At 51.4% G+C, this 21150-nt stretch carries 19 protein-coding genes and 1 pseudogene; 12 read left to right on the top strand and 8 right to left on the bottom strand.

Annotated elements, in window-relative coordinates; genetic code table 11:
• Positions 1-81 precede the first annotated feature (81 nt).
• The 4 genes and pseudogenes from KM295_RS10200 to KM295_RS17070 form a co-directional block, all read left to right on the top strand.
• Positions 82-702 (top strand): annotated as a pseudogene (locus KM295_RS10200) (hypothetical protein); the annotation flags it as partial.
• Positions 703-962: 260 nt separating this feature from the next.
• A complete protein-coding gene (locus KM295_RS10205; protein ID WP_256029849.1) occupies positions 963-1907 on the top strand; it encodes a hypothetical protein in 945 nt (314 codons plus the stop codon).
• Positions 1908-1928: 21 nt separating this feature from the next.
• Positions 1929-2876, top strand: coding sequence for a hypothetical protein (locus tag KM295_RS10210; RefSeq protein WP_256029850.1), 948 nt, complete (start codon positions 1929-1931; stop codon positions 2874-2876).
• A gap of 657 nt (positions 2877-3533) precedes the next feature.
• Entirely contained in the window at positions 3534-3908 is a 375-nt protein-coding gene (locus tag KM295_RS17070; protein ID WP_418904783.1) for a hypothetical protein, read from the top strand.
• A 297-nt stretch (positions 3909-4205) separates the two neighbouring features.
• Here the strand turns inward: KM295_RS17070 and KM295_RS10220 are convergent, their stop codons facing one another.
• On the bottom strand, positions 4206-5576 hold the full coding sequence (locus KM295_RS10220) for a surface carbohydrate biosynthesis protein (protein WP_256029851.1): 1371 nt from the start codon (positions 5574-5576) through the stop codon (positions 4206-4208).
• 170 nt (positions 5577-5746) lie between these two features.
• Here KM295_RS10220 and KM295_RS10225 point away from each other — a divergent pair, with 170 nt between their 5' ends.
• The 4 genes from KM295_RS10225 to KM295_RS10240 all read left to right on the top strand — a co-directional run bounded on the left by KM295_RS10225 (position 5747) and on the right by KM295_RS10240 (position 9426).
• Complete coding sequence (locus KM295_RS10225) at positions 5747-6397, top strand: cytidylyltransferase domain-containing protein (RefSeq protein ID WP_256029852.1); 651 nt, start codon at positions 5747-5749, stop codon at positions 6395-6397.
• A gap of 36 nt (positions 6398-6433) precedes the next feature.
• Positions 6434-7087: a fumarylacetoacetate hydrolase family protein gene (locus KM295_RS10230; protein ID WP_256029853.1), complete on the top strand. Its 654-nt coding sequence runs from the start codon at positions 6434-6436 to the stop codon at positions 7085-7087.
• Positions 7088-7093: 6 nt separating this feature from the next.
• Positions 7094-8101, top strand: a complete 1008-nt coding sequence (gene pseG / locus KM295_RS10235; protein WP_256029854.1) for a UDP-2,4-diacetamido-2,4,6-trideoxy-beta-L-altropyranose hydrolase — start codon at positions 7094-7096, stop codon at positions 8099-8101.
• Between the two features lie 77 nt (positions 8102-8178).
• Entirely contained in the window at positions 8179-9426 is a 1248-nt protein-coding gene (locus KM295_RS10240) for a methionyl-tRNA formyltransferase (RefSeq protein ID WP_256029855.1), read from the top strand.
• Positions 9427-9448: 22 nt separating this feature from the next.
• Here the strand turns inward: KM295_RS10240 and KM295_RS10245 are convergent, their stop codons facing one another.
• Positions 9449-10126, bottom strand: a complete 678-nt coding sequence (locus KM295_RS10245) for a PIG-L deacetylase family protein (RefSeq protein ID WP_256029856.1) — start codon at positions 10124-10126, stop codon at positions 9449-9451.
• 80 nt (positions 10127-10206) lie between these two features.
• Between KM295_RS10245 and KM295_RS10250 the strand changes: the two genes are divergently transcribed.
• Positions 10207-10917, top strand: a complete 711-nt coding sequence (locus KM295_RS10250) for a methionyl-tRNA formyltransferase (RefSeq protein ID WP_256029857.1) — start codon at positions 10207-10209, stop codon at positions 10915-10917.
• Here the strand turns inward: KM295_RS10250 and KM295_RS10255 are convergent.
• The 5 genes from KM295_RS10255 to KM295_RS10275 all read right to left on the bottom strand — a co-directional run bounded on the left by KM295_RS10255 (position 10911) and on the right by KM295_RS10275 (position 18049).
• Entirely contained in the window at positions 10911-11963 is a 1053-nt protein-coding gene (locus KM295_RS10255) for an N-acetylneuraminate synthase family protein (RefSeq protein ID WP_256029858.1), read from the bottom strand. The two genes, KM295_RS10250 and KM295_RS10255, sit on opposite strands and share 7 nt — an antisense overlap.
• A gap of 35 nt (positions 11964-11998) precedes the next feature.
• Complete coding sequence (locus tag KM295_RS10260) at positions 11999-13186, bottom strand: DegT/DnrJ/EryC1/StrS family aminotransferase (RefSeq protein WP_256029918.1); 1188 nt, start codon at positions 13184-13186, stop codon at positions 11999-12001.
• 5 nt (positions 13187-13191) lie between these two features.
• The gene (locus KM295_RS10265; protein WP_256029859.1) at positions 13192-14136 is read right to left on the bottom strand and encodes a dTDP-glucose 4,6-dehydratase; all 945 of its coding nucleotides are present in this window, start codon (positions 14134-14136) and stop codon (positions 13192-13194) included.
• Entirely contained in the window at positions 14133-15161 is a 1029-nt protein-coding gene (locus tag KM295_RS10270; protein WP_256029860.1) for an SDR family NAD(P)-dependent oxidoreductase, read from the bottom strand. Before KM295_RS10270 ends, KM295_RS10265 begins: the two co-directional genes overlap by 4 nt.
• 1751 nt (positions 15162-16912) lie before the next feature.
• On the bottom strand, positions 16913-18049 hold the full coding sequence (locus KM295_RS10275; RefSeq protein WP_256029861.1) for a hypothetical protein: 1137 nt from the start codon (positions 18047-18049) through the stop codon (positions 16913-16915).
• Positions 18050-18511: 462 nt separating this feature from the next.
• Between KM295_RS10275 and KM295_RS10280 the strand changes: the two genes are divergently transcribed.
• Positions 18512-18928 (top strand): PadR family transcriptional regulator, encoded by a 417-nt coding sequence (locus tag KM295_RS10280; protein WP_256029862.1) that lies wholly within the window; start codon positions 18512-18514, stop codon positions 18926-18928.
• 42 nt (positions 18929-18970) lie between these two features.
• Positions 18971-19855, top strand: a complete 885-nt coding sequence (locus tag KM295_RS10285; RefSeq protein ID WP_256029863.1) for an NAD(P)H-binding protein — start codon at positions 18971-18973, stop codon at positions 19853-19855.
• Here KM295_RS10285 and KM295_RS10290 read toward each other — a convergent pair whose 3' ends face one another.
• The gene (locus KM295_RS10290) at positions 19856-20272 is read right to left on the bottom strand and encodes a hypothetical protein (protein ID WP_256029864.1); all 417 of its coding nucleotides are present in this window, start codon (positions 20270-20272) and stop codon (positions 19856-19858) included.
• 416 nt (positions 20273-20688) lie between these two features.
• On the opposite strand from KM295_RS10290, the gene KM295_RS10295 reads away from it, so the two are divergent.
• A complete protein-coding gene (locus KM295_RS10295) occupies positions 20689-21063 on the top strand; it encodes a DUF7718 family protein (protein ID WP_256029865.1) in 375 nt (124 codons plus the stop codon).
• The last annotated feature ends 87 nt before the right edge of the window (positions 21064-21150 follow it).

Raw genomic sequence — 21150 nt, forward strand, 5'->3', positions numbered from 1 at the left:
CTGATGTGTGCAGTATACAACATGAAGAAGGCCGCAAAACAGGAGATACCACTTCCTTCATGCGATTAAACATAGGCAAAAATAGAGACGCTAGCATTGTTTAAGTATCTCTCCTTCGAACTTTTTTAAGAGTTCAACGTATTCCTCTCGGCGGAGACGAGGTAGACACGAGACGAACCATTATAACTGATGCGCGGCTTCCTCCATTGCTACTATCGGGATATCTACGGTATTCGACCAGTTGAACGAGGGCTCCGGAACATGGTTGTCTGGCTCAGCTGTGGCTTCGATTTGCCCGACTGGGCGAAAAGTCTCGATTGCAACCGAGTTCACCGAAAGCAAACAGGTACTAGAAGAGACAGCGATGCGGATCACACATGATACGCTCGCCGTCAAGCAATTGATCTGGGAGATCGGTGGCAACATCTACGTCACGCTTGGCTGGCACTACCACCTCTTAGCCAGGGATCGTGCCAGTCCTTCCGTACAACGCACGAAACACTACGACCCGAAAGACATCAATACAAGGTCGAAGATCGTATCGAAAAACACAGCAAGGACGTACGGCTGAAGCAAGCACCTCTAGCCGAGACGTACAACCGTCGGAGTGGAGTCGAACGAACCAACGACGCAGGCAACCACTGTGGCCTTGGGCGTGGTTCGTCCGAGGCCGCGTCCCATATACGGGTGCAAGTCTCCCTATAGTAGAATCCGGAATTCTTTGCATCGCGAAAAGACGTAACCGGTCGCTATCTGCCGATATTGATCGGCCCATCAAAAAATGTGAGCAAACGCTTCTGGGGATTACTATAGCTCTGTGTCTTTATCTCATCGTTGCTATCACCAACTACGGGTGAGGAGACAATCTGGGGAGTACCGTCATCACGGTGTGAGAACCCATATATAACACTCTCAAAGAAGAAAATTAATACACCGGCCAGCAGTATACAGATGAGAAAACGATGTCACCAGAAATATCGGATATCAGAAAAACAGCCAAGCAAGCTCAGAAGAATCCAAAAGCAGGTGTCCGCCACGTTGCAGAGCGAGTTATAGCGAGATGTGATCCATTAACCGAACGGATCACCGGAAATCGAGTCAAAACGACTAGAAATATCCAAGGAGCGTACGAAATAAAACGAGCACAGCGTAAATCAACGGTTAAACAAAAAAACACTCCAGAAGTAAACCAACTTCGAAAGAATCAGTGTCTTGCGCTCGGAAATCCGTACGATACCTCTCTCATCAAGTCGATAGAAGATAAATTTGATCAAATCGTCGAAAATCCTGATAAATCGCTCGTCCGATCTGAGTACGATGAAACAGTGTACAGCCGAATGGTAGTGAATTTGTGGAAGCAGATTCCAGAAGTACGTGACCTGCTGACCCCAGAAATACAACATCTCATAAGGCAGTATTACGGAGCCAACTTCCAGGTTCGCCATCTGGTTGGGTGGCGTAACTATCATGTCCCTGAGTCAGTTATTGAAGAAGCAGGGGATGTATTTTCAGACTTTTGGCACAACGATGGAAAGCCGACATCATGGTTCAAGTTGTTCATAGTGCTACGGGAAACGACCGACGGACATGGACCGCTTCACATTCTTCCAAAGCCGGCGACAGAAGCACTCGTTCGATCGGGTTCTGATTTCGAGAATTACGACAAGATCAGAGAGCAGTTGCGCGGAAACCCGGCGGTCGTTAAACTCACTGGAAAACCAGGCTCAGCAATCCTCGGCAACACTGAGCAGTGCCTACACAGAGCAGGATTCCCGGATGAGGGAAATATTCGGGATATAATTCAGTTCCAGTTCACACCTGCAAGTGAACCGTTGCGGGATGACTGGGAATCTGAAATTCATCCGAAACCAGCCGAGGAAGAGTGGCTCTCATCAAACACGCTGTAGCAATAGTTAGTAATATTAATTATGTTACTACACATTGGTTACGCCAAGGCAGCGAGTACATGGACACAGGGGATCTTTGCCCAGGATGGGTCCGGATTCTACTATCTGTACGACGATGATCCCGGGTTCGTAAACGAGACTGTCGTGTTTCCAAATCAGTTCCAATTTGATGCGGATGAAGCTCGGACAGCCTTAATGGATGGAGTGAATCAAAATAAAGCAGAGAGCCAAGAGCTGGTTATAGCCAACGAGCGACTGTCCGGTCACTGGTACACGGGAGGTTACGATCAAAAAACCATTGCGGATCGGCTGTCGGAAGTCCTTCCTAAAGCGAAAGTTCTTATTGTAATTCGTGAACAGGGATCAATGTTAAACTCAGTGTATCGGCAGTATATTAAAAAAGGCGGGTTCAGATCTCCGGCGGAATTCTTTCTCCCGAACGAGAGTTATTCAGAAGACAAACGATACGTATCCGGTTTCAATAGGGGCCCAAGTTTCTCATTTGAGATGTTTAAATATCACAACATTATCGAATATTATTATAAGCAGTTCGGTCCAGAAAACGTCTGTACGATCCCGTTAGAAGTATTGAAACGGGATGCGCACCGATATGCAGACGAGATATTCGAGTTCGCAGATGTAACTCCAGACCGAAGTTTCGATCTCGATACCAAGCAGGCAAACGTCGGAATTGAGGCGTTCCAAACCCCGATTCGGCGGTACCTGAACGTATGCAGAAAGAAAGATTACATCAATGATTACAGTCCGTACAGTACATCAAAAACAAGGTGGATCGCCGGCAGTATCGTGCGACGTCTTGAGTTGTTGCCGACCAAAATTAAACAAAAATTGGGAACAAGGGTAGACGAAGCGATAAGTGAGATCGCAGCCGAGAGGTTTGCTGAGAGCAATCAGAAGACAAACAAACTAGTCAGTTACAATTTAGAAGACCTTGGCTACGAGCTGTGATATTTTATTCTGTAGGGCGGTGATGCAGAACTGTTCTCATATTGCGATGGTTGGGCTGGCGGCATCGTTCCCTCGGTGATGATTGGAAATTGCAACGACTAATCGAAGGTAAAGAGCGGTGAAGACGGGTGATTTGACGCGTACTCTGCCTCGGGACCACGGATCCGAGGCCGAGATCATTGCAGACGCTAATCGGTGTTTCACCCGTGAGCGTTCTGCATACGTCTCGTCGAGTTGATGCTGCCAGAAACGAACAGTGTCGCTGTGTTCTTTGATCCGCTCTTCGACGCAGTATTTTATCTCTGGAGAATCTCGGTACGACTGACTACTCTACCAGCCAGTCGTGCCACTCCAGTATATCGAATTCCGGATCACCGAGGAACCAGCGTTGAGTTTCGATGGTAACGCGTCACGCGTGACGCGTCTCGCCGTTTCCACATCGATCTGTTTTCCCTGTGTAAACGCCGCTTCAACCGGAATTTTCGAACCCGTTGAGACAATCCTACAGCCATATCGGTAGTAACCCTTGTCGTCTTCATCCTGATTGTCTTCGTTTTCCGTGTCGCTCTCTTGATTTTCCTCGCTCTCTTCGTTTTCCGTGTCGTCTGACTCAGCTGTTGAGTCGTAATTTCACGTGGCGTCATCAGCAGGATCAACTTGGATGTCTATCGAATCGATTCGGAAGATGTTGTCGAGCAGGTCGCGGTCGGTGACCTGCTCTACGAGGTGGTGGAACGCCTCCTCCTCAACAATCGAAAAGTCGGTGAAAAACCGACGAATCAACTGATGAGACAGTGTATTGTCAGAGCCACATTGTCGCCAAATGATCTCATCTTGGAGTTCTTTGGCGACTTACTTGATTCCGTAGATGTCGCGGCCGAAACAGTAGAGGACTCCCTTGAACAGTTCAGGTGCTTCATGCTTCCGTTTTTGCCTCAACGGATTGGGGACGAAAACGGGGGACTCCTTCAGAAACGAGAAGTCAAGATGTTCAAACAATGCCTGGGGGACTGTATCCACGTGTTTGAATAGCCCTGCGAACAAAGGATGACTCTGCGAGACGTAGCAGTCATAACCCGTCTGCTACTCCTCGCTCATAGGAGTGTTATCTTTCCTGTGCTATCCTCTACTACCTTAATCTATTGGATGCCTCAAACTTACAGCGGCCGATTCACAATACGACTTTCTCATACTCTAAGCGTTGTGAAAGACTAGTTTGCCTGAAGTATTACTATCATTTGAGAATGTGAATGAGTGAGTCTCTTGGTCTTCTATTAACAGTGCGTGATTTAGAGCCTCCAATGCCTAGTGATGATTAAGCATTTCGACTCAATCTTGATCTGAAGATGCGGATGAACCATCTATCCAGAAAACATTGTCTGTATGTGTGACTCTACTTATGACTATATTATTCGCATTTATATTCATTTTATCCAAGTTTGATTTGACTTCCTCTATAGTTAGATCCGGGACTTTTTGTTTCCCCTTCCCAGTTCTTTCTTTATTCATTCGTTTGTCTAGGCCACTTATACCAAGAATATGTGGAGTTATCGGCTGCTGTTTCACTATAGATTTCATTTTTTGTGAAATTGACAGGGGCGGATATTTGGCTGATCCCCCACTTTTCGTTAGTCTATGTATAACCTTTGCCATTTTCGGGGCAGCCATTTCATCTACATTCGCGAGCCACATCTTCAATTCCGACTTTTGCTTATCAGTGAGTTTGTATTCAATTTTGTTTTCGGATGCATTAATGTATTGCAGCACTTCGTTGAGGGTCTTTGCGGAGTAGCTTACGAAATTCGGAAGAGAAAATTCCTTAGCTTTCATTCCTACGTCCGGCTCGAACGCAATTACTTTTTTATTCAGGAGGGCACTTTCGACTCCGGTGGTGCAGTTGTTGTGGATGACCGCATCTGCACCCATTATCCAGTGTCGAACATCACCTGAGAACTCTACGTGTATACCGGACGGGTCATCAAACTCTGACTGATATGTTTCGTGATCTTCACCAGGATGCGGCCGTACAATAATCTCTTTTTCAACAGCGTTGCTCAGATCACCGGTGACCGACAGAAACTCGTCAAAAATCCTTGATCGATATTCCAATCTGTGCTCACTTATATTAATTTCTCTTTCATCAAATACTTGATTTATATTTTCTTCGCTGTAAGAGTTGGTCACTCCGAAGTTCGTATTTATTAAAATATAGTTGCCAAACTCTTCTTTTAGTTTTTTTGCTTGTTCCGAATAGAACTCTCGAAGTTCAGGGCGAAGAAGGTCAAATCTCGGATTTCCAGTCACATGGATATTTTCCGGAGAATATGTCGTTTCCTCCAAGGCACTTGCTTGAATTTCTCCCCAGGCAAAGATCGCGTCAACATATTCTAATAACTCTTCTGTGACCCGCATCTCTAACCACTTATTTTTAGAACTACCCAAACCGCCCTCAGAATCCAGTACAGTAACACTCGCCCCATACTGTTTTAACTGCTCAAATATCTTTTCCGTTCCCCCACCTTTACACATTGATTTTGAGATATAAATGTCTGGCTTCACTTCTTCGAATAGGGTTGCTCTCAGGTGAGATTTATCACCCAAAGCTACTTTATGACCTGCTCTCGCCAACTTTGCTGCTAGCCAGAGTTTACCGTGGAACTCCCTTGCTTTAATCTCAATAGGTATACCGATAACAGACATCTCATTCTACTTTCCGGCTACATGCGTATTTTTTTATCGCTTCATCTGACGACTATGGTTTCTTATCACCGTAGTTCCCACCATTATAAATGATTAAATTAAATGTATAATACTTTGGTGGACTGAATGCCTGAAATTACGTTTAATACGCAGCAGGTACAGAGTTAACCATGCATGTCGTTGCGAGTGTTCAGGCGAGACTCGGGTCGACTCGGCTCCCCGGGAAGGTTCTATTCCATCTCGGTGACCGTCGGTTACTGCAGTGGCCAATTGACCGAGCAAAAGCTTCTGAGACTGTTGATGAAACGGTGGCTGCTATCGGCAATCAGTCCGAAAATGACGCAGTCAGGGAGTACTGCAAGCGTGCAGGGATTGATTATATTGTAGGACCAGAAAATAATCTTCTGACACGGCACCTCACTGTCATAGATCAAACCGACTGCGATTTGCTTGTCCGTATCACTGCCGATTGTCCGTTCGTCCCAAGCGAAGAGATCGACAGAGTTGTCAAAGAACACTTGTCAAACGATTCTCGATACACCACAAATGTTGTAGATGAGATGCCGATCGGAATCGGTGTAGATGCTATTGATCCTAGTCTTCTTGCCGAATTCAAGTCTCTTGGGGAAACCCATCCGGTGAAGCGGGCACGTACAAACCCTGAAGGTTGGGATATCGCTTGGAGCAAAAATACATCATGGAGTGCGGTCTCAGATGCTCATATTGCTGTTGACACTCCAAGAGATTATTGGTCGCTAGTCGACGCGCTAGATGCTGTTGGAGATGACCCGCGTTCGATCGCCGAATGGATTTCCCAGTAGAAGGACTTATATTGTTTTCTTTATCAGGTATTAATAATGGAACTTCCGAAAGAAGACATTGGAAAGTTCGTAGCCCTTGGTGGGACCTTTCGGTCGCATCTTGACGAGAAAGATCGAACATATCGATGGCCGGATCTCTGGATTGTCCCTTCCGAGGGAGTAATCAATGAACAGGAGACAATTAAGATACCAGAGCGCGTCGAAAAAGTAAAGCCAGGATCCGAAATAACGGCAGTCATTGGAGAGGAAATCTACGAGGCCGACGAAACAGAAGCCTGGGACGCAATCAAGGGATTTACTATTTCCAACGATGTGACTGCATCGGGTGACTGGCCCGGTTGGTCTGATCCTGATCACGGTATGATCACAGGAGTCGGATACAAACTGCTCCCAACGTTCTCCCCGATATTCAGTGAATACGTTGAAAAAAGTGAGGAAGCAGACTACAATAACCTCTCCGTTGAGGTTCGCGTTGACGGCGATATCACTGTCTCAGGATCGACTGCTCAAATGGCGTTTTCAATCCCTGAAATGGTATCGTTTGCAAGCAACATCTGCGAACTTCACGAAAATGACGTCATCGCCCTTGGTGATCCTGGCAATCCAACGAACTTCCTTGATAACGCCGACTCTGTAACCTGCAAAATAGAAGGGATCGGTGAGTTGACAAACCCAATCGAACGCGTATAATGATAGATGCATGTTGTAATTCGTGCTGATGGTGGGCCAAAAATCGGTTATGGCCATCTAGTTCGTTCAGAGGCTCTCGCTGAAGAGCTACTCAGCCGAGGATATGAAGTTACGGTCGCAACGACAACTCCTCAACCGGCCGAAACAGTATTCGCCGCCGATATAGAGACAATCAAACTCCCGTCTAGAAATGATCCCACACCATTCGTCAAGGAGCTTGAAACTCTTTTGCCGGACATTGTTTTCACGGATGCATATCCAATAGACACGAAGTATCAGCGTACGATACGAGGTCACGTCTCACTTGCTGTTTTTCAGGATGACGCCCGCCATGCCATCTGTACGGATCTATTCGTGAACGGCAACCTACATGCGGCAGATCTTAATTACAAGTTCGTGGAGCAAATCCCCAAAACCTGCCTTGGGACCGACTACGTACTCCTTCGACGCGAGATTCAGGGACGTAGAAATGATGATCCACCATGGCGAAAACGTCCCCAGCGTGCTATCGTCACGATGGGAGGAAGCGATATAGCTCGTTTAACTCCAACGATCGTCAAAGCGTTTGATGGCGTTGATCTCCACGTAGATGCGATTATCGGCCCAGGATGCTCTGTAGAGCACGAGCGAAATGTTCGCCAAGCAGCGAATGATTGTTCCACGGATATACATGTTATCCGTGATCCAAATGATCTGGCTGAACGCATGTTCCAAGCCGATTTCGCGGTGAGTACGGCCAGTAGCACCACCTATGAACTTCTCGCCCTTGGAACACCCATCGTGAGTATTCCAGTGGCAGAAAACCAACAGCCGATTGCTACAGCACTCCGGAGCCGAGACATTGCAACTGTGCTGGAAAGCGAGGACGGCGAAGAAGCGTTCACTAATGCGATTGAGGAGTATATTAATAACACTCAGCTACGTCGGGCACGACGTATATCTGGACGTAAGTTGGTGGATGGCAAAGGCGCAAAACGAATAGCAGATGCTATGATCGACGTGGCTAATCGATAATCCATGGATGATGAATTAGACTTTTCAATCGTACGACGTTACAATCTCATCCGTCAGCTTCCGGGGATGTAATCATAATGCGAACAGTTATCGTTGGAAATCGTAAGATGGCTTGGCATCTCCTTCGACATACGCTCGATGAAGGCTGGAATATCGTTGGAGCTATCGTTCCAAAAGGTGATTTAGCGGCAAAGCAAGCGAACTTTGTGCCGTTCTCAGAGCTTGTTGCTGGTACGGATTGTCAATTACACAAGGTGGAAGATATCAATAATGCAGAAACCTTGAGTTGGCTACAAGGGATTGACCCGGATATTTGCCTCAGTGGCGGTTGGTCCCAGATCATTAAAAAACGTATATTGAATATACCCGAGCGTGGTTTTTTAGGGTTACATTCCAGTTGCCTGCCTGCGGGTCGTGGGGGCGCACCAGTAAACTGGAGCATTATTAGCGGAGCAGATAAAGTGGGTATCTCTCTATTCTACTACGAGCCAGGTGTGGATGCTGGTGATATAGTTGCACAAGGTTCAGTACCAGTTGAGTACCGTGATGACATCGCGACCGTGTTTGATGAACTGGCAAATGAGGCATGTCAGCTCATTTCTTCAGTTCAAGAAGAACTAAGAGCAGCGAACATAGACACCGCCCCTCAGTCCCTTTCGGATGCCACGTATCGGCCCCGTCGACAACCTCAAGACGGAATAATAAACTGGAATCACAACCCAACAGAACAATACAATTGGATCCGCGCACAGACTGAACCGTATCCCGGCGCGTATACGTTCTATCAGGGCGAGCAGCTAACGGTATGGGAGGGAAAACCGGTTGATATATCACCACGGGATACAGCAACCGGCGAAGTACTTGCGGTGGGCGCTGAAGAGGGTATAGATGTTCGAACTGGCGATGGAGCGTTTCGGATCACACGTATCAAAGCTAGTGATCGCCCATCTCGCTGGGCTGACCGCTATGCCCGTGGAATAGAGTTGTCACCGGGGGATCGCCTCGGTCGTCATCATGCGCCGGATACGTGGCGATATACTGGGATCCGAGGAACAGAAAATACGATATCGTTTGATACGAACCTCAAGCTCGGGAAGTCCGGTGAAATAACAGTTGTCTCCTTCGCCAAATCGAACTATAATCTCGATGTTTTCGTTTCTCTAAATGGCAATCGAATATTCGAAGACTCAGTTACCGTTTCAAACGAATATCGCGAGAACGTCAGATATAGACCTACAGAGACAGGTACTCACTCGATAAAGGTTCGGTTCGAGGAAGATGGAGAGTTACTGGACACTCGATATCTCAAAGTATTCGTCCACTAATACAGAGTGCACCAAAAAGGGGTCACCGTCGTACTTCACGAAGTATTTCAAACGGTTCGGCAGCCGGAACGCCTGCTTTACTACCCCATACCTCTGTATTCTGTCGAACAGTAGCAATAGTCCTCGGATGTGGCGAATCCCGAAGTTCAGCCTCGTAGACAGAGAGTGCGTCAATTTTGGTGTCGAGATGTTGGTTCACGTTAACAAAAGATGTTGGTTGAAATGCATTATCCGGCTTTGGAACAGACCATTCTGTAGCTGAAAGTGTCTCAAAGGCAAGTACTCGATCGACACTACTGTCAGCAAGTGGCCGTGTCGCAGTAACCGTAGCTTGACAAGCTAGTTCATGATCCACATTGAGGTCTCCGTAATGGTGTGTGTAGACGATATCGGGGTTGTGTTCAGTAATCTCCGCTTCGATTGTCTGAACGATATCAAGTAGCGGCGCCGTGTCAAAACGGTTGTCTGGGAAATCGTGCAAGCTCACGGTTGCACCGAGGATCCTAGCAGCTCGTTCGGCTCTTTCACGACGTCGTTCGATTTCTGCGTCAGCGGCGTCTGTGTCTTCATACCGTGATGTCACCCCATCTGAAAGAATACAGATGTGTACGTCGTCTCCCTCGGCTGTATGGCGGGCTAGCGTCCCACCGACACCGAGGACCTCGTCATCAGGGTGAGCGACAATACAGAGAACGGACATGAGTCTATTATCAGAAGCAACCATATAGAACGTACCGGTTCGTCATCATTATGTTGCTAAGTCTCATCTACTCTGGCAATATGGACGTGATCTTTCTCGGTGTCAACGACATAGGGTTTCGGATATACGAATGGCTGTGTCAGCGCGATCGTGTCGAAATGATTGCCATGCTTACGGAGCAAAATCAGCTTGATTTAATCCAGAAACAAGAACCAGATCTTGTCGTCTCTATCGGCTTTAGCTATCTTGTTCCTCCAGAAATTCTTGACGTGCCGTCCGAAGGCGCACTTAATCTTCATCCGTCTTTCCTCCCATACAACCGCGGAATGAATCCGAACGTTTGGCCGCTCATCGAAGGAACACCAGCTGGCGTGACGCTTCACTATATGGATACAAAGTTCGACACGGGGGATATCATCGCACAACGAAAAGTAGAAACAGATTTTTCCGATACTGGGAAAGACCTTCACGAACGTCTCGAAGAGGCGCAGTTTGATTTACTCACCGAGGTATGGCCGGAGATTGAAGACGGTGAAATAGAAAGAACCCCACAAGGAGACAGAGCCGAGAGTTATCACTCCAAAGCTGATTTCATCGATCTCTGCGAACTTGATCCCCAAAATGAGGTCCGAATTAAAGCGTTTCTGGACCGACTCCGGGCGTTGACGTTCCCTCCCTTCGACAACGCCTATATCGAGATTGATGGTGAAAAATACTACGTAGATATTGATATAAGAAAGGCGGTGAACGAGTCAGAAGACAAGAACGATGGGTTGTTGTCGTCCTATTGATCTTTCACATCGCTCCACCGTATTCCAGCACTTTGTTCGACATTACGCGTTGCAATCTTTCCGAGGATTTCTTCGTAATACTTTGGATGAAGTCCAGCCTCGCGTTCGCCAGGGCGAAGAATTTTCACGTTCTTCGAAGTGAATGACTCGCCGGCGGAGATATCTTCGACAGCGTGAATAGCACGCCGAGCCTTCCTGTAAAGTTCATCTTCGGCATCAAGGACGAATTTCTCTCCCGTCCCGAGCGCGGATTCGGTGTCCCGAATTGCCGTTATCATTTCAGATAGCTCCTCGGGTTCAAGCGCAAACTGGTGGTCGGGACCCTCCATCGTCTTATCAAGCGTAAAGTGTTTTTCAACGATGCTCGCCCCGAGTGCGACCGCGGCCGAAGGAGCAGTAACTGGATCAAGCGTGTGGTCGGAAAGACCAGCAGGTACCTCGAACTCGTCGACAAGTGTTTCGACAACCTTCACGTTAATTTCCTCAATGGGAGTCGGATAGGAGGCGACACACTGAAGCAATGCGAAATCTTCCGCTCCCGTGTCTTTTAACAAATCGACAGATTCCCGAATTTCGTCAAGTTCGTGGGCACCAGTCGACATGATAATTGGTTTTTCCGACGCTGCGAGCGAGCGGAGAAATGGATGATGGCTGCTCGTGTAGCTTGCGACCTTCCACGCGGGTACGTACTCTTTGAGTACCTCCGCGGACTCCTCATCGAATGGGGTAGATAGGAAGTGAATATCTTGCTCATCACAATATCCATGAAGCTCCGGAATCCACTCGTAGGGCATCTCCATCGATTCAATAATATCGTAAATTGAGCGATCGTCATCGAGATATTCCACCTCCCCGCTGTCTTCGACGTACATGTCCTCGGCCCGGAACGTCTGAAACTTCACCGCGTCAGCTCCCGCGTCAACAGAGACGTCAATAAGTTTCTTCGCCATCTCCAGATCGCCGTTGTGGTTCGATCCAGCCTCCGCGATAACAAACGTGGGCTCTCCCGGCCCAACAGTACGATCGCCGATCTCAAACGTGTCCATACTGCCGTAAGAGAAACCACGAGGCAAAAACCCACCTACTCAGCGTGGAAATCGTATAGCCGACACACTGCATCAATCACATCTCCGATATCGCTCGGACTCATCTCCGGATGCAGCGGCAAGCTTACGAGACGCTCATACACACGCTCTGTTTCGGGGAATATCCCCTGTTCGTAACCGTATTCTTCTTGAAAAAACGGGTGATAATGAAGTGGGACGTAGTGCACCTGTACACCGATATTTTCCGCGTGCATTGCGTTGACGAACTCCTCGCGGCCACAGCCGAACGCTTCGCTGATCTCAGCCGCGTAAAGATGGTACATCGGATCGGATTCGACTGGATCGGGAGGTGTACGAATCCCATCAATTGTCGCAAACGCCTCGTCATACCGATCAATGATCTCATCACGACACCGCTTGAACTCCTCAAGCCGATCGAGTTGTGCGAGTCCTAGTGCGGCCTGGATATCCGTTACATTATAGTTGTACCCCACCCCTTCAGTTACCTGATACCACGGTTCGTTCTCGTGACCGGCAGGATCGTACTCCATATCGAACGACCGGAGTCGACGGAGTCGCTCCGCGAGCTCGTTGTCATCCGTGACAACCATTCCGCCCTCGCCAGTCGTGATGTTCTTGACCGGATGGAAGCTGAACATCGCCATATCACGCTGGGCGCCGATCGCTTCGTCGCGCCACGTCCCACCGAAAGCGTGGCAGGCATCCCAAATAACTGTCAGATCGTGGTCGTCAGCGACATCTAGCAATCCCTCAATATCTGCCGGATGTCCGGCGTAATGCATCGGAACGAGACCGACAGTATCCTCAGACACTTGCTCCCGAACAGCGTCGGGATCGAGCGCCCGGCGATGCGGATCGATATCCGCGAACACAGGCGTTGCATCGTTATACGTCGCTACGTGGGCAGTCGAAGTAAACGTCAGCGGTGTGGTAATCACCTCGTCACCGGAACCAAACCCAGCAGCGTCACCGGCGAGATGTAACGCTGTCGTCCCTGAAGTCGTCGCGACGGCATGTTCGACACCAACCATCTCTGCAACTCGTTCCTCAAACTCATCGACCGTCGGGCCTCGCGTAATATAGTCGCCTTCGAGCGCCTCCAGAACAGCCTCCTTTTCGTGCTCTGTGATACTTTGGCTACCATATCCCAATACACTCTCTCGAACCGGTTCGCCACCATAGTACGCAGGTTTGTTTGACATACCGATCACTCCTGTTCGGCGAGCCAGTCACGGAGCCGATCGATCCCCTCCTCAAGAGAGACCTTAGGCTCCCAATCAAGCATTTCCTTCGCCTTGGTCGGATCACAGAGTAATTTCTGAACCTCGCTCTGTGGATGGTGGTGTTCGACGTGGGTAATCTCAGTTCCCTCCGTCGCGATCGTCTCTGCGAGTTCGTTAATCGAGATATCCGAACCGGTACCAGCATTGAGAACCTCACCGACAGCGTCGTCAGAAAACGTTCCATCGACAATAAACCTCGCACAATCGGTCACGTACATGAGATCTCGGGTCTGTGTCCCGTCGCCGAAAATCTTCAACGGCTCACCCTGCAGATCTCGGCTTGTAAAGATCGACACCACGCCGCCGGCCATCCCCGTCTTCTGGAAGGGCCCATAGGTATTGAACGGACGCAGGATCGTCACCGGAAGATCGTAGCCGTGATAGTAACTCTCCGCGATATTCTCCGCAGCCAGTTTCGTCCCGGCGTACGGAGAGGCCGGTTTCACCGGATGTGACTCATCAATCCCAGCTTCGGAATCAACCATATCGTACACCATGCAGGTTCCGACGAGTCCGAGGCGAGTATCTGTCGTCCGACACGCTTCCAAAACGTGTTCAGTCCCGACGACGTTCGTCTCAAAGTGAGATTGGGGATCGTCAAGACTCTCCTGAACATCGATTTCGGCCGCGAGGTGGATACAGGCGTCTACGTCGTCATCCAGCAGTTCCTCAACAACCCCGGACTCGGAAACATCCCCAACAGTAAGATCAAACCGTTCGGTAGACTCGAACGAAGCAACGTTTCGTCGAGAACCGTTCGAGAGATCGTCGAGTCCACGGACACTGAATCCACGATCGAGCAGCTCCTTGACCACCCAGCGGCCAATAAACCCGGCTGCTCCGGTTACTACGACGGTACCACGTGTCATCGGGCGATCCCCTCCTCGAATTCGGTTCGAAGTAGCTCGAATATCTCCTCTCGCACCAGCTTATCGGCGTTTTCGGAGGATCGAACGACGCTATCGACGGGTTCGAACCCATCGATTCCGTCGTGAGTAAGATAGCCGTTTTCCCCGGTTTGTTCCGGTAGAACGGCATACAGCGACTCGTTTTCGATCGTCCGCGACACTTCTCGCTCGGTTAGTATCTTCTCGTCGAACGTTTCCCCGACGCGTCGACCGGTCTCCGTAATCTCGATTGCTGCGGGATCGTGTCCGTACTTCGGCGCGAACGCGTCGATCATCGCCCTCGCAAGATCTTCGATCTGGATGGCGTCCATCTTTTGTATGAATAGCTCTCCACCCTGGGTGTGCTTTATGGCTCCGGTCACTAGTTCGGCGACATCGTCGTAGGTAAGAAAGAATCGGCTCATCCGTGGATCAGTCAACGTCACCGGCCCACCCTTCTGTATCTGTTCTCTGAATACCGGAATCACCGACTGTGAGGAGTTTATGACGTTTCCGAAACGAACCGATGCCAGTCGGATATCGTGTCCCCCGCTGTACTTATTTGCAGCTGTCACAAGCTTTTCTCCGAGGAGCTTTGTGGTTCCCATCGTGTTGGCGGGATGAGCGGCCTTGTCACTACTCGTGAAAACGAACCGGTTGACCCCGGAATCTATCGAGACGTCGATCAGGCTCTGTAATCCCATCACGTTCGTTTTGACCGCTTCGAACGGATTGTATTCGCTAACATCGACGTGTTTCATCGCCGCCGTATGAACGACGATATCGATTCCATCGACGGCTCTGGCTAACCGATCCTTGTCCCGGATATTCCCAGCTAAAAATCGACAGCGTTCATCATCAAGCTCTGTTTTCAGCGCCGCTAATCCGGGTTCACTCTGATCGAGAATTCGAATTACGTTTGGGTCTCGTTCGAGAAAACGACGAACCAGAATCCGACCCACCGAACCGGCACCCCCCGTCACGAGAATATTTTTGTTCGTTATCATTAATTGGAACACGGACTCCTCTGACAAAGTTGTTTTAGTTTGGCGCCGTTACGATCTTCCGAAGTTCAGTCAGTCATCTTTTGCGGCTGAGAGATCACGCAAGCCTGCGCCTCGTACTCAAACAGTTGAAAGATTGGGAATAGCCGCTCGCTGGCTGTGTCTTCTACGATTCCACACCCGACACCGAGACCGGCATCTAGCTACGGGCTTCAGGTGGACTCCGTCGTGGGGACAAAGAAGTCTCATTTGCGGATGGCGATCCCGACGATCTCGATCCGTCGCTGGAGAGATACCCATCCGCGAGTCGTGCCGGTTTCGCGAATCCGACAGTCGCCAACGCGAAACTTCCATCGGGAGCGTCGATCAGCCATCTTATCAGATTTAGATCATGATTTTCAGTCCACCAACAGAATCCCTGGATCGCGCTCCGTTGGCGATTTCGGTCGGCGGCTTCGGTCGAGATGGACTCGATATTGAGTTTTAATTCCGTTTTATTGTCTGAAACAAATATCCCTGTGGATCAGGTCGTACACCCCTTCGAAACGCAAAATCGGACGTGTACACAGAATGAACGGAGTGTTATCGAGTGTATACAGCCATCGCAGCCCCCGCAACGTGGCCAGTTTCCCGGCTGTTTTCTACTCAACCGACGATTCCGGCCGGTCTACGCTCGCTGAAACACCCCCTTCCGTTTCCCATGGAACACAAATATCGGCACTAAACTGGCTGAAATCGGGCGAAATAGCCGATCGACAGCCCCGTGTCCGTGTCTCGTCGCGAGGCCCATATTCGGGCCCACTCAAACGGCGATACACCCGTTCTACATGGGGTGTATCAGTCAAATCCTGTCTTTGAAACGGCCGTCTGTTTGGTGCCAGTTTCGACCGTTGTGATCCCGGGGATTTCGAATATCAAGAGTAGAACTGCTAAAACGTCCGAATTTTCAGCCTCTCGATCGGCCAGCAAGAGTGATTTCAACTCGAAACAGAGATGTGAGATGCCACGACCTCACGCAGGGGAGTTACTGCGGGGATCTTCCTGGGTGTACACCAGTGTTTTCGGGGGCGTAGACCTGATAACCCCCTGAATTCGGAGCAATAAACGGGTGTATTCGGGGGTGTACACTCGTCAGAGCATTCGAGACGACGGAACGAGGAGGACCACACAACCGAGAGAAAACAAGCCAGTATCTCAAACTCAAATTGGAGTACTTGGGTAGTCGGTTTTTGAGTGACGAACCGAGCGATCACATGGATCAGTACCAGCCATCAATCGAGAATATATTTTCATTCTGATACGATAATCTGAGGAAATTCTTTACTCCGGAACGGCGTGAATGCCTCCAATACGTTCCTCCGATTATCGTTGGGCTTCGAGTGGAAATCGAGTATCAAGTCCGAATCCAAGAGAATAAGTAACATAGTTTTATTTCTGCGAATTTCATTTCTGCGAAATGAGATTCTACTACTCGTAGCACTTACAGTAGAGGGCACCGGATCTCAGCTACGCGCTGTTCGCCAAGAACGGCTTTGCACGCTCCGTTCGTGAAGCGGCATCCGATCGCTCCGATCTCTCCCTCTTCGATCTCGAGGACGTGATCGATGCCCTCCACAGCGCGGATCGTAAGTAATACCTTTCGCTCGTGGGCGACGGGAAAATCATCACTCTCTGAGAGTCGGGACGGTCTCGACGGCGATGGCAGCAAGTCCCTGTCCGTCGTGGGGTGAGCGGTCCCGATTGGTGTCCCCAGATCACCCGAGCTTTGAATCCCGTAGATACGTGAACATGTGGATCTCAGTCAGTCCATCGGTATCAATGCTGAATCGCTGGGGTGGTGAACTCCGACTATACGTTTTCTCGACGCGTACCTTCCCTTCCGCCGGCTCGTTTAACGCTTCCAAGATGTCGTGTGCTCCGTCACGGTTTTTGACGATCCAGATCGCCTCGTCTGGCTCCTGTGCGGCCATCTTGTCATAATCCTCCGGGACGGCCTGTAACGTATCGTGATTCGATCGTTCGGCCTCGAGGGCGACGACGACATCGCCGTTGGCGTCGAGCCCCGCCAGATCCAACCGGCCTTCCTCGGTCTCGTGATAGGGACGCACCTCGACGACCGCCGAGTCGGGGTCCTCGAGGAACGTCTCCTCGAGATACTGTTCGCCGAGTGCGACCATCGCGACGTGGAAACTCGATTCGCTCAGATCGCCCACACCGTCGCCGTGAGCGACGCCTTCCCGATGGCGGATCTTCGCCTCCGATCGACCCTCCGGCGTCACTGTGTACAGCACGTGCGGGTACTGACAGTCCTTCCGTAACAGCCCAGCCTCCAGCAGTTCGTCGACGGCGGGCTTCTCGATGCCGACGTACTCGCGCAACCGGATCATGCTATCAGTAAGAAGGTCATACTCTAACTCCGGATCGAACCGCCGCTGGTGGGCGGCATAGACTGCGTGTAAAAATCGCAACTGAGCGTCGGTACACCGGCTCTGAATCCGCTCGTCACGGGAGAGCTTCAGGTTCACCCCACACACCGGGATGTCGTCCCGATCGACCGACTCAAAATCGTGACAGCACTCGATCGCCCGCTCGATGCCCTCCCGGGTGGGATCGTATCGGGACTCACACTCCGAACAAAGGAGCGCGTGGCGATCCCCGTCGTACTCCAACATCTTCGGCAGCCGCTTCGTGTACGGCAACAGCGAATCCGCAGGTGCGGTCGGTTCGGACGACGGATCGTCCGTGTGGTCATCTTGTTCCGCCGCCGATGTCGTGGATACAGTTCCCCGCTGTGTCGGCGCGAGGTCGATCCCGTGCTCAAGACGCGAGCGATCCCGGACCACGTCGAAGGCGGCTTCGAACGCCGTCTCCTTGGCGGCCGACCGTGACAATCTGATTAACCAACAGGGCTCTCAAGACCGCGCTTGCGTTTGTTAATTCAGGCAGTATCGATCGTCCCACCCGTTGTTACGGCAACTCGCCAGTCACGTCAACGAGGTCCTCCTCGGTTCGCCAGCAATATAGCCGCCCTTCCTGGTCAAATAGGTCGAAGACACCGTCCTGCATCCAGCCGAACGGGTGCTTTTCGTCCTCGTACTTCCGCTTGAGGACGTGACTTTTCGTGAAGAACTTCCTCGTTGTCGGCCAGCGTTATGTCCTCCTCGTCAAGTTGGTCTTTGGCACTTTTGAGAACGTCATCATGAACAGGCGACTCCTCATCAGGCATAATGCGAGCTTCTTGTGGCGGAGAGGTATAATGTATGAAGTAAATCACTTGCTCAGGTGGTTATGGTTCACCACAGAGTTTTTTACTCAAGAGTAAACTACTTGCCACTGCGTCGTGTACGTACGGTATGAGCACCGAACTTGGGACTGCTGAGAAGATGGGGTCTCGCGAACTGATCCACTTTGTCACCCAGCAGACGCGATTCTCCCTCATCAATAACATCCTCCAACACCCCAAGCAGCTGCCCTCGATGTACGAGCTCGAGGAGCCCAACCCCAGCGTGAGTGATGCCACCGTCTACAAGCATATCCAGAAGCTGATCGACGCCGGCATCGTCAAGGAGGCCGCCCTGGATGACGACCAGCGCCGGCAGGGGTACCCCCGAAAGTTCTACGGGCTTACCGAAGAGGGTCGCGAGTTCCTGGAGAAGCACAATCTGCTCGCCGCCGAGGAGACGCTCCAGCAGATCTACGAGACCATCTCCGATAAGCCCGAGAAGATGGTTAAATACGAGAACGCGCCGCGTCCAAGTGATAACGGGTGAACCAACCGAACACCCTTGCCGTAGCGGTCCGTGTATTCGGTAATGCGCGTACTCGTCGTTGGAGCGACCGGATTCGTCGGCAGCCGACTCGTTGGGTCGCTGCGATCGGCCGGCCACGACGTCGTCGCCTTCTCCAGAAGCGCGAGCGGGACGGAATTTTCTGACGACGTCGAGATATTCGAAGGCGATCTCGGCGATCCGGCCTCATTAGAGGGGCTCTGTGAAGGGATCGATGTAGCCTACTATCTGATCCACTCGCTGACGGCCGAGAACTTTGCGGAGCTGGACCGGACCTACGCCCGCCGGTTCCGGGAGCTGGCGTCGGCAGCCGGCGTCGACAGAGTGGTCTACTTGAGCGGTATCAGCAGCGGCGAGCGGAACCTCTCGCCACATCTCGCCTCCCGCCGGGAGGTCGAGTCGGTGCTCGAGGCCGGGAGCTTCGATCTGACCGTCCTCCGGGCGGCGATCATCATCGGTGCGGAAAGTGCGAGCTTCCGCATCGTCGACGATCTCACCGACCGGCTTCCCGTGATGACGGTCCCGAAGTGGGTTCGGACGCCGTGTCAGCCGATCGGCATCGACGACGCCGTCGCCTACCTGATCGGCGTCCTCGACGTCGAAGAAACCCGGGGCGGCGTCTACGACATCGGCGCGCCGACCGTGTGGTCCTACGAGTCGCTGCTGAAGCTGACCGCCAAAGAGAAGGGAAGGCGTCTCCTGATCGTACCGGTGCCGGTGATGTCTCCGGCCCTCTCTTCGCACTGGCTCCGGCTGACGACGGACGTCCAGTACGCCATCGCCCGGCCGCTGGTCGAGAGTATGCGAAACCCCGTGACGGTCGACCCCGAACGGGACCTGCAGTCGGTCGTTCCCATCGAGCAGACACCGGTCGAGGTCGCGATCCGGCGGGCGCTCGCAGAAGGCTGATCAGCGGTCTTCCTCGACTGGGATTTCCCGAACCCCACGGAGATCCGTGAGGTGGGCTGCGGCCTCCGCGGACAGCGGAAACGTCCCATCGAGATCCGCCACCGTTCGCCCGTGGAGCAGCCGGCCGAAGGGAGCGCCCCCGACCGCGTAGGTTCGCTTCAGTGCGTCGACAATCGAGTCGGCGAGGCCCGCCCGACAGAGGATCCGCTCGACCGTCTCTTCGCCGACGTGGACGGAGTCGCCCTCGATGAGGATGAACGCGAAGGGACGGGCGTCGAACTGCGCCTCGAGGAACGCCTGTATCGGCTCGGAACTCCAGCGGACGGCCACGATCTCCTCGGACCGTCGGGTCGCCGCCGTCACGACCGCGCGGAACAGCGGATTGCTACCGTCGTAGACGAGAAGCGACTGTTTCACGTGCCCTCTAGGTGCGTCGGGGATTTGAGTGTTTGCGAGCGGCGGTGTTGTTATACTGGAATGCACGCACAACCGGTCGCGATCAGCAGCTGAGACGGGGAATCACAGGAAATATCTCATTTTGACACCAGACGATACGTGCCCCCGTGGATATCACGCTCTCGAGAGTGCGCTATCGTTAAATAGTACCGTATATAGTAACATTACTCTATTCCGTGCATAATTAAGCTAGACCATCCAGAGTAATATGTATCGGTGGGAAACACGGATATGGCAGAGCACGGACTCCTAACGGACCGTCAACAACCCCAGGCCTACTTCGCTCGGGCAGATGAACTGCCGCTCGCTCGTGGAGGCTGGGGCTTGTCGATGGACACCCACTCATGCTCGGCAAACTCGCCGGCTAGTGACGAAGAATGACTGACTACGAGGTAACGCCCCCGCCCGAGCGACTGGCCGACCGCGTGCAGTTGCGCACAGCATTCTCCACAGAACGCGGCGAGGTCACGAAGTTCATGATCCAGTTAGAGTACTGGCTCGACGGCGACTGGCACGAAGTCGTTCGGTACGATCACGACCGGGACGCACCCGGTGGGCACGACGTGACCGAAGAGGGGGTGCATCGGGACGTGTACCGCGACGGCGAGAAATACGACACGGAAGAAGTCTCCCCGCCGATCCCGGCGAATGAGGCCTTCGATCACGCCGAAGAAGATTTACGCGAGAACATCGAACGATTGATCAAGAGGTTTGAAAAATGGCACGGAGTGAAAGACAGGAGCGACCCGTGAGCGACGACGAGTTCGAGTCGATGCCTGAGCGCATCAGCAGTCACTTCGACCGAGTACGTGACCTGCTGGCCGAAGAAACCGAAGACT

Origin of the sequence: Natronomonas aquatica (genome assembly GCF_024449025.1) — an archaeon.
In the GTDB taxonomy this organism is placed as follows: Archaea; Halobacteriota; Halobacteria; order Halobacteriales; family Haloarculaceae; genus Natronomonas; species Natronomonas aquatica.

Excerpts from the sequence above, each read along its gene's own strand:
- KM295_RS10285 (WP_256029863.1), top strand. The coding sequence starts at position 18,971 with ATGCGCGTACTCGTCGTTGGAGCGACCGGATTCGTCGGCAGCCGACTC.
- KM295_RS10270 (WP_256029860.1), bottom strand. The coding sequence starts at position 15,161 with ATGATAACGAACAAAAATATTCTCGTGACGGGGGGTGCCGGTTCGGTG.
- KM295_RS10260 (WP_256029918.1), bottom strand. The coding sequence starts at position 13,186 with ATGTCAAACAAACCTGCGTACTATGGTGGCGAACCGGTTCGAGAGAGT.
- KM295_RS10225 (WP_256029852.1), top strand. The coding sequence starts at position 5,747 with ATGCATGTCGTTGCGAGTGTTCAGGCGAGACTCGGGTCGACTCGGCTC.
- KM295_RS10245 (WP_256029856.1), bottom strand. The coding sequence starts at position 10,126 with ATGTCCGTTCTCTGTATTGTCGCTCACCCTGATGACGAGGTCCTCGGT.
- KM295_RS10230 (WP_256029853.1), top strand. The coding sequence starts at position 6,434 with ATGGAACTTCCGAAAGAAGACATTGGAAAGTTCGTAGCCCTTGGTGGG.
- KM295_RS10205 (WP_256029849.1), top strand. The coding sequence starts at position 963 with ATGTCACCAGAAATATCGGATATCAGAAAAACAGCCAAGCAAGCTCAG.
- KM295_RS10295 (WP_256029865.1), top strand. The coding sequence starts at position 20,689 with ATGACTGACTACGAGGTAACGCCCCCGCCCGAGCGACTGGCCGACCGC.
- KM295_RS10265 (WP_256029859.1), bottom strand. The coding sequence starts at position 14,136 with ATGACACGTGGTACCGTCGTAGTAACCGGAGCAGCCGGGTTTATTGGC.
- KM295_RS10240 (WP_256029855.1), top strand. The coding sequence starts at position 8,179 with ATGCGAACAGTTATCGTTGGAAATCGTAAGATGGCTTGGCATCTCCTT.
- KM295_RS10250 (WP_256029857.1), top strand. The coding sequence starts at position 10,207 with ATGGACGTGATCTTTCTCGGTGTCAACGACATAGGGTTTCGGATATAC.
- KM295_RS10280 (WP_256029862.1), top strand. The coding sequence starts at position 18,512 with ATGAGCACCGAACTTGGGACTGCTGAGAAGATGGGGTCTCGCGAACTG.
- pseG (WP_256029854.1), top strand. The coding sequence starts at position 7,094 with ATGCATGTTGTAATTCGTGCTGATGGTGGGCCAAAAATCGGTTATGGC.
- KM295_RS10210 (WP_256029850.1), top strand. The coding sequence starts at position 1,929 with ATGTTACTACACATTGGTTACGCCAAGGCAGCGAGTACATGGACACAG.
- KM295_RS10255 (WP_256029858.1), bottom strand. The coding sequence starts at position 11,963 with ATGGACACGTTTGAGATCGGCGATCGTACTGTTGGGCCGGGAGAGCCC.
- KM295_RS10220 (WP_256029851.1), bottom strand. The coding sequence starts at position 5,576 with ATGTCTGTTATCGGTATACCTATTGAGATTAAAGCAAGGGAGTTCCAC.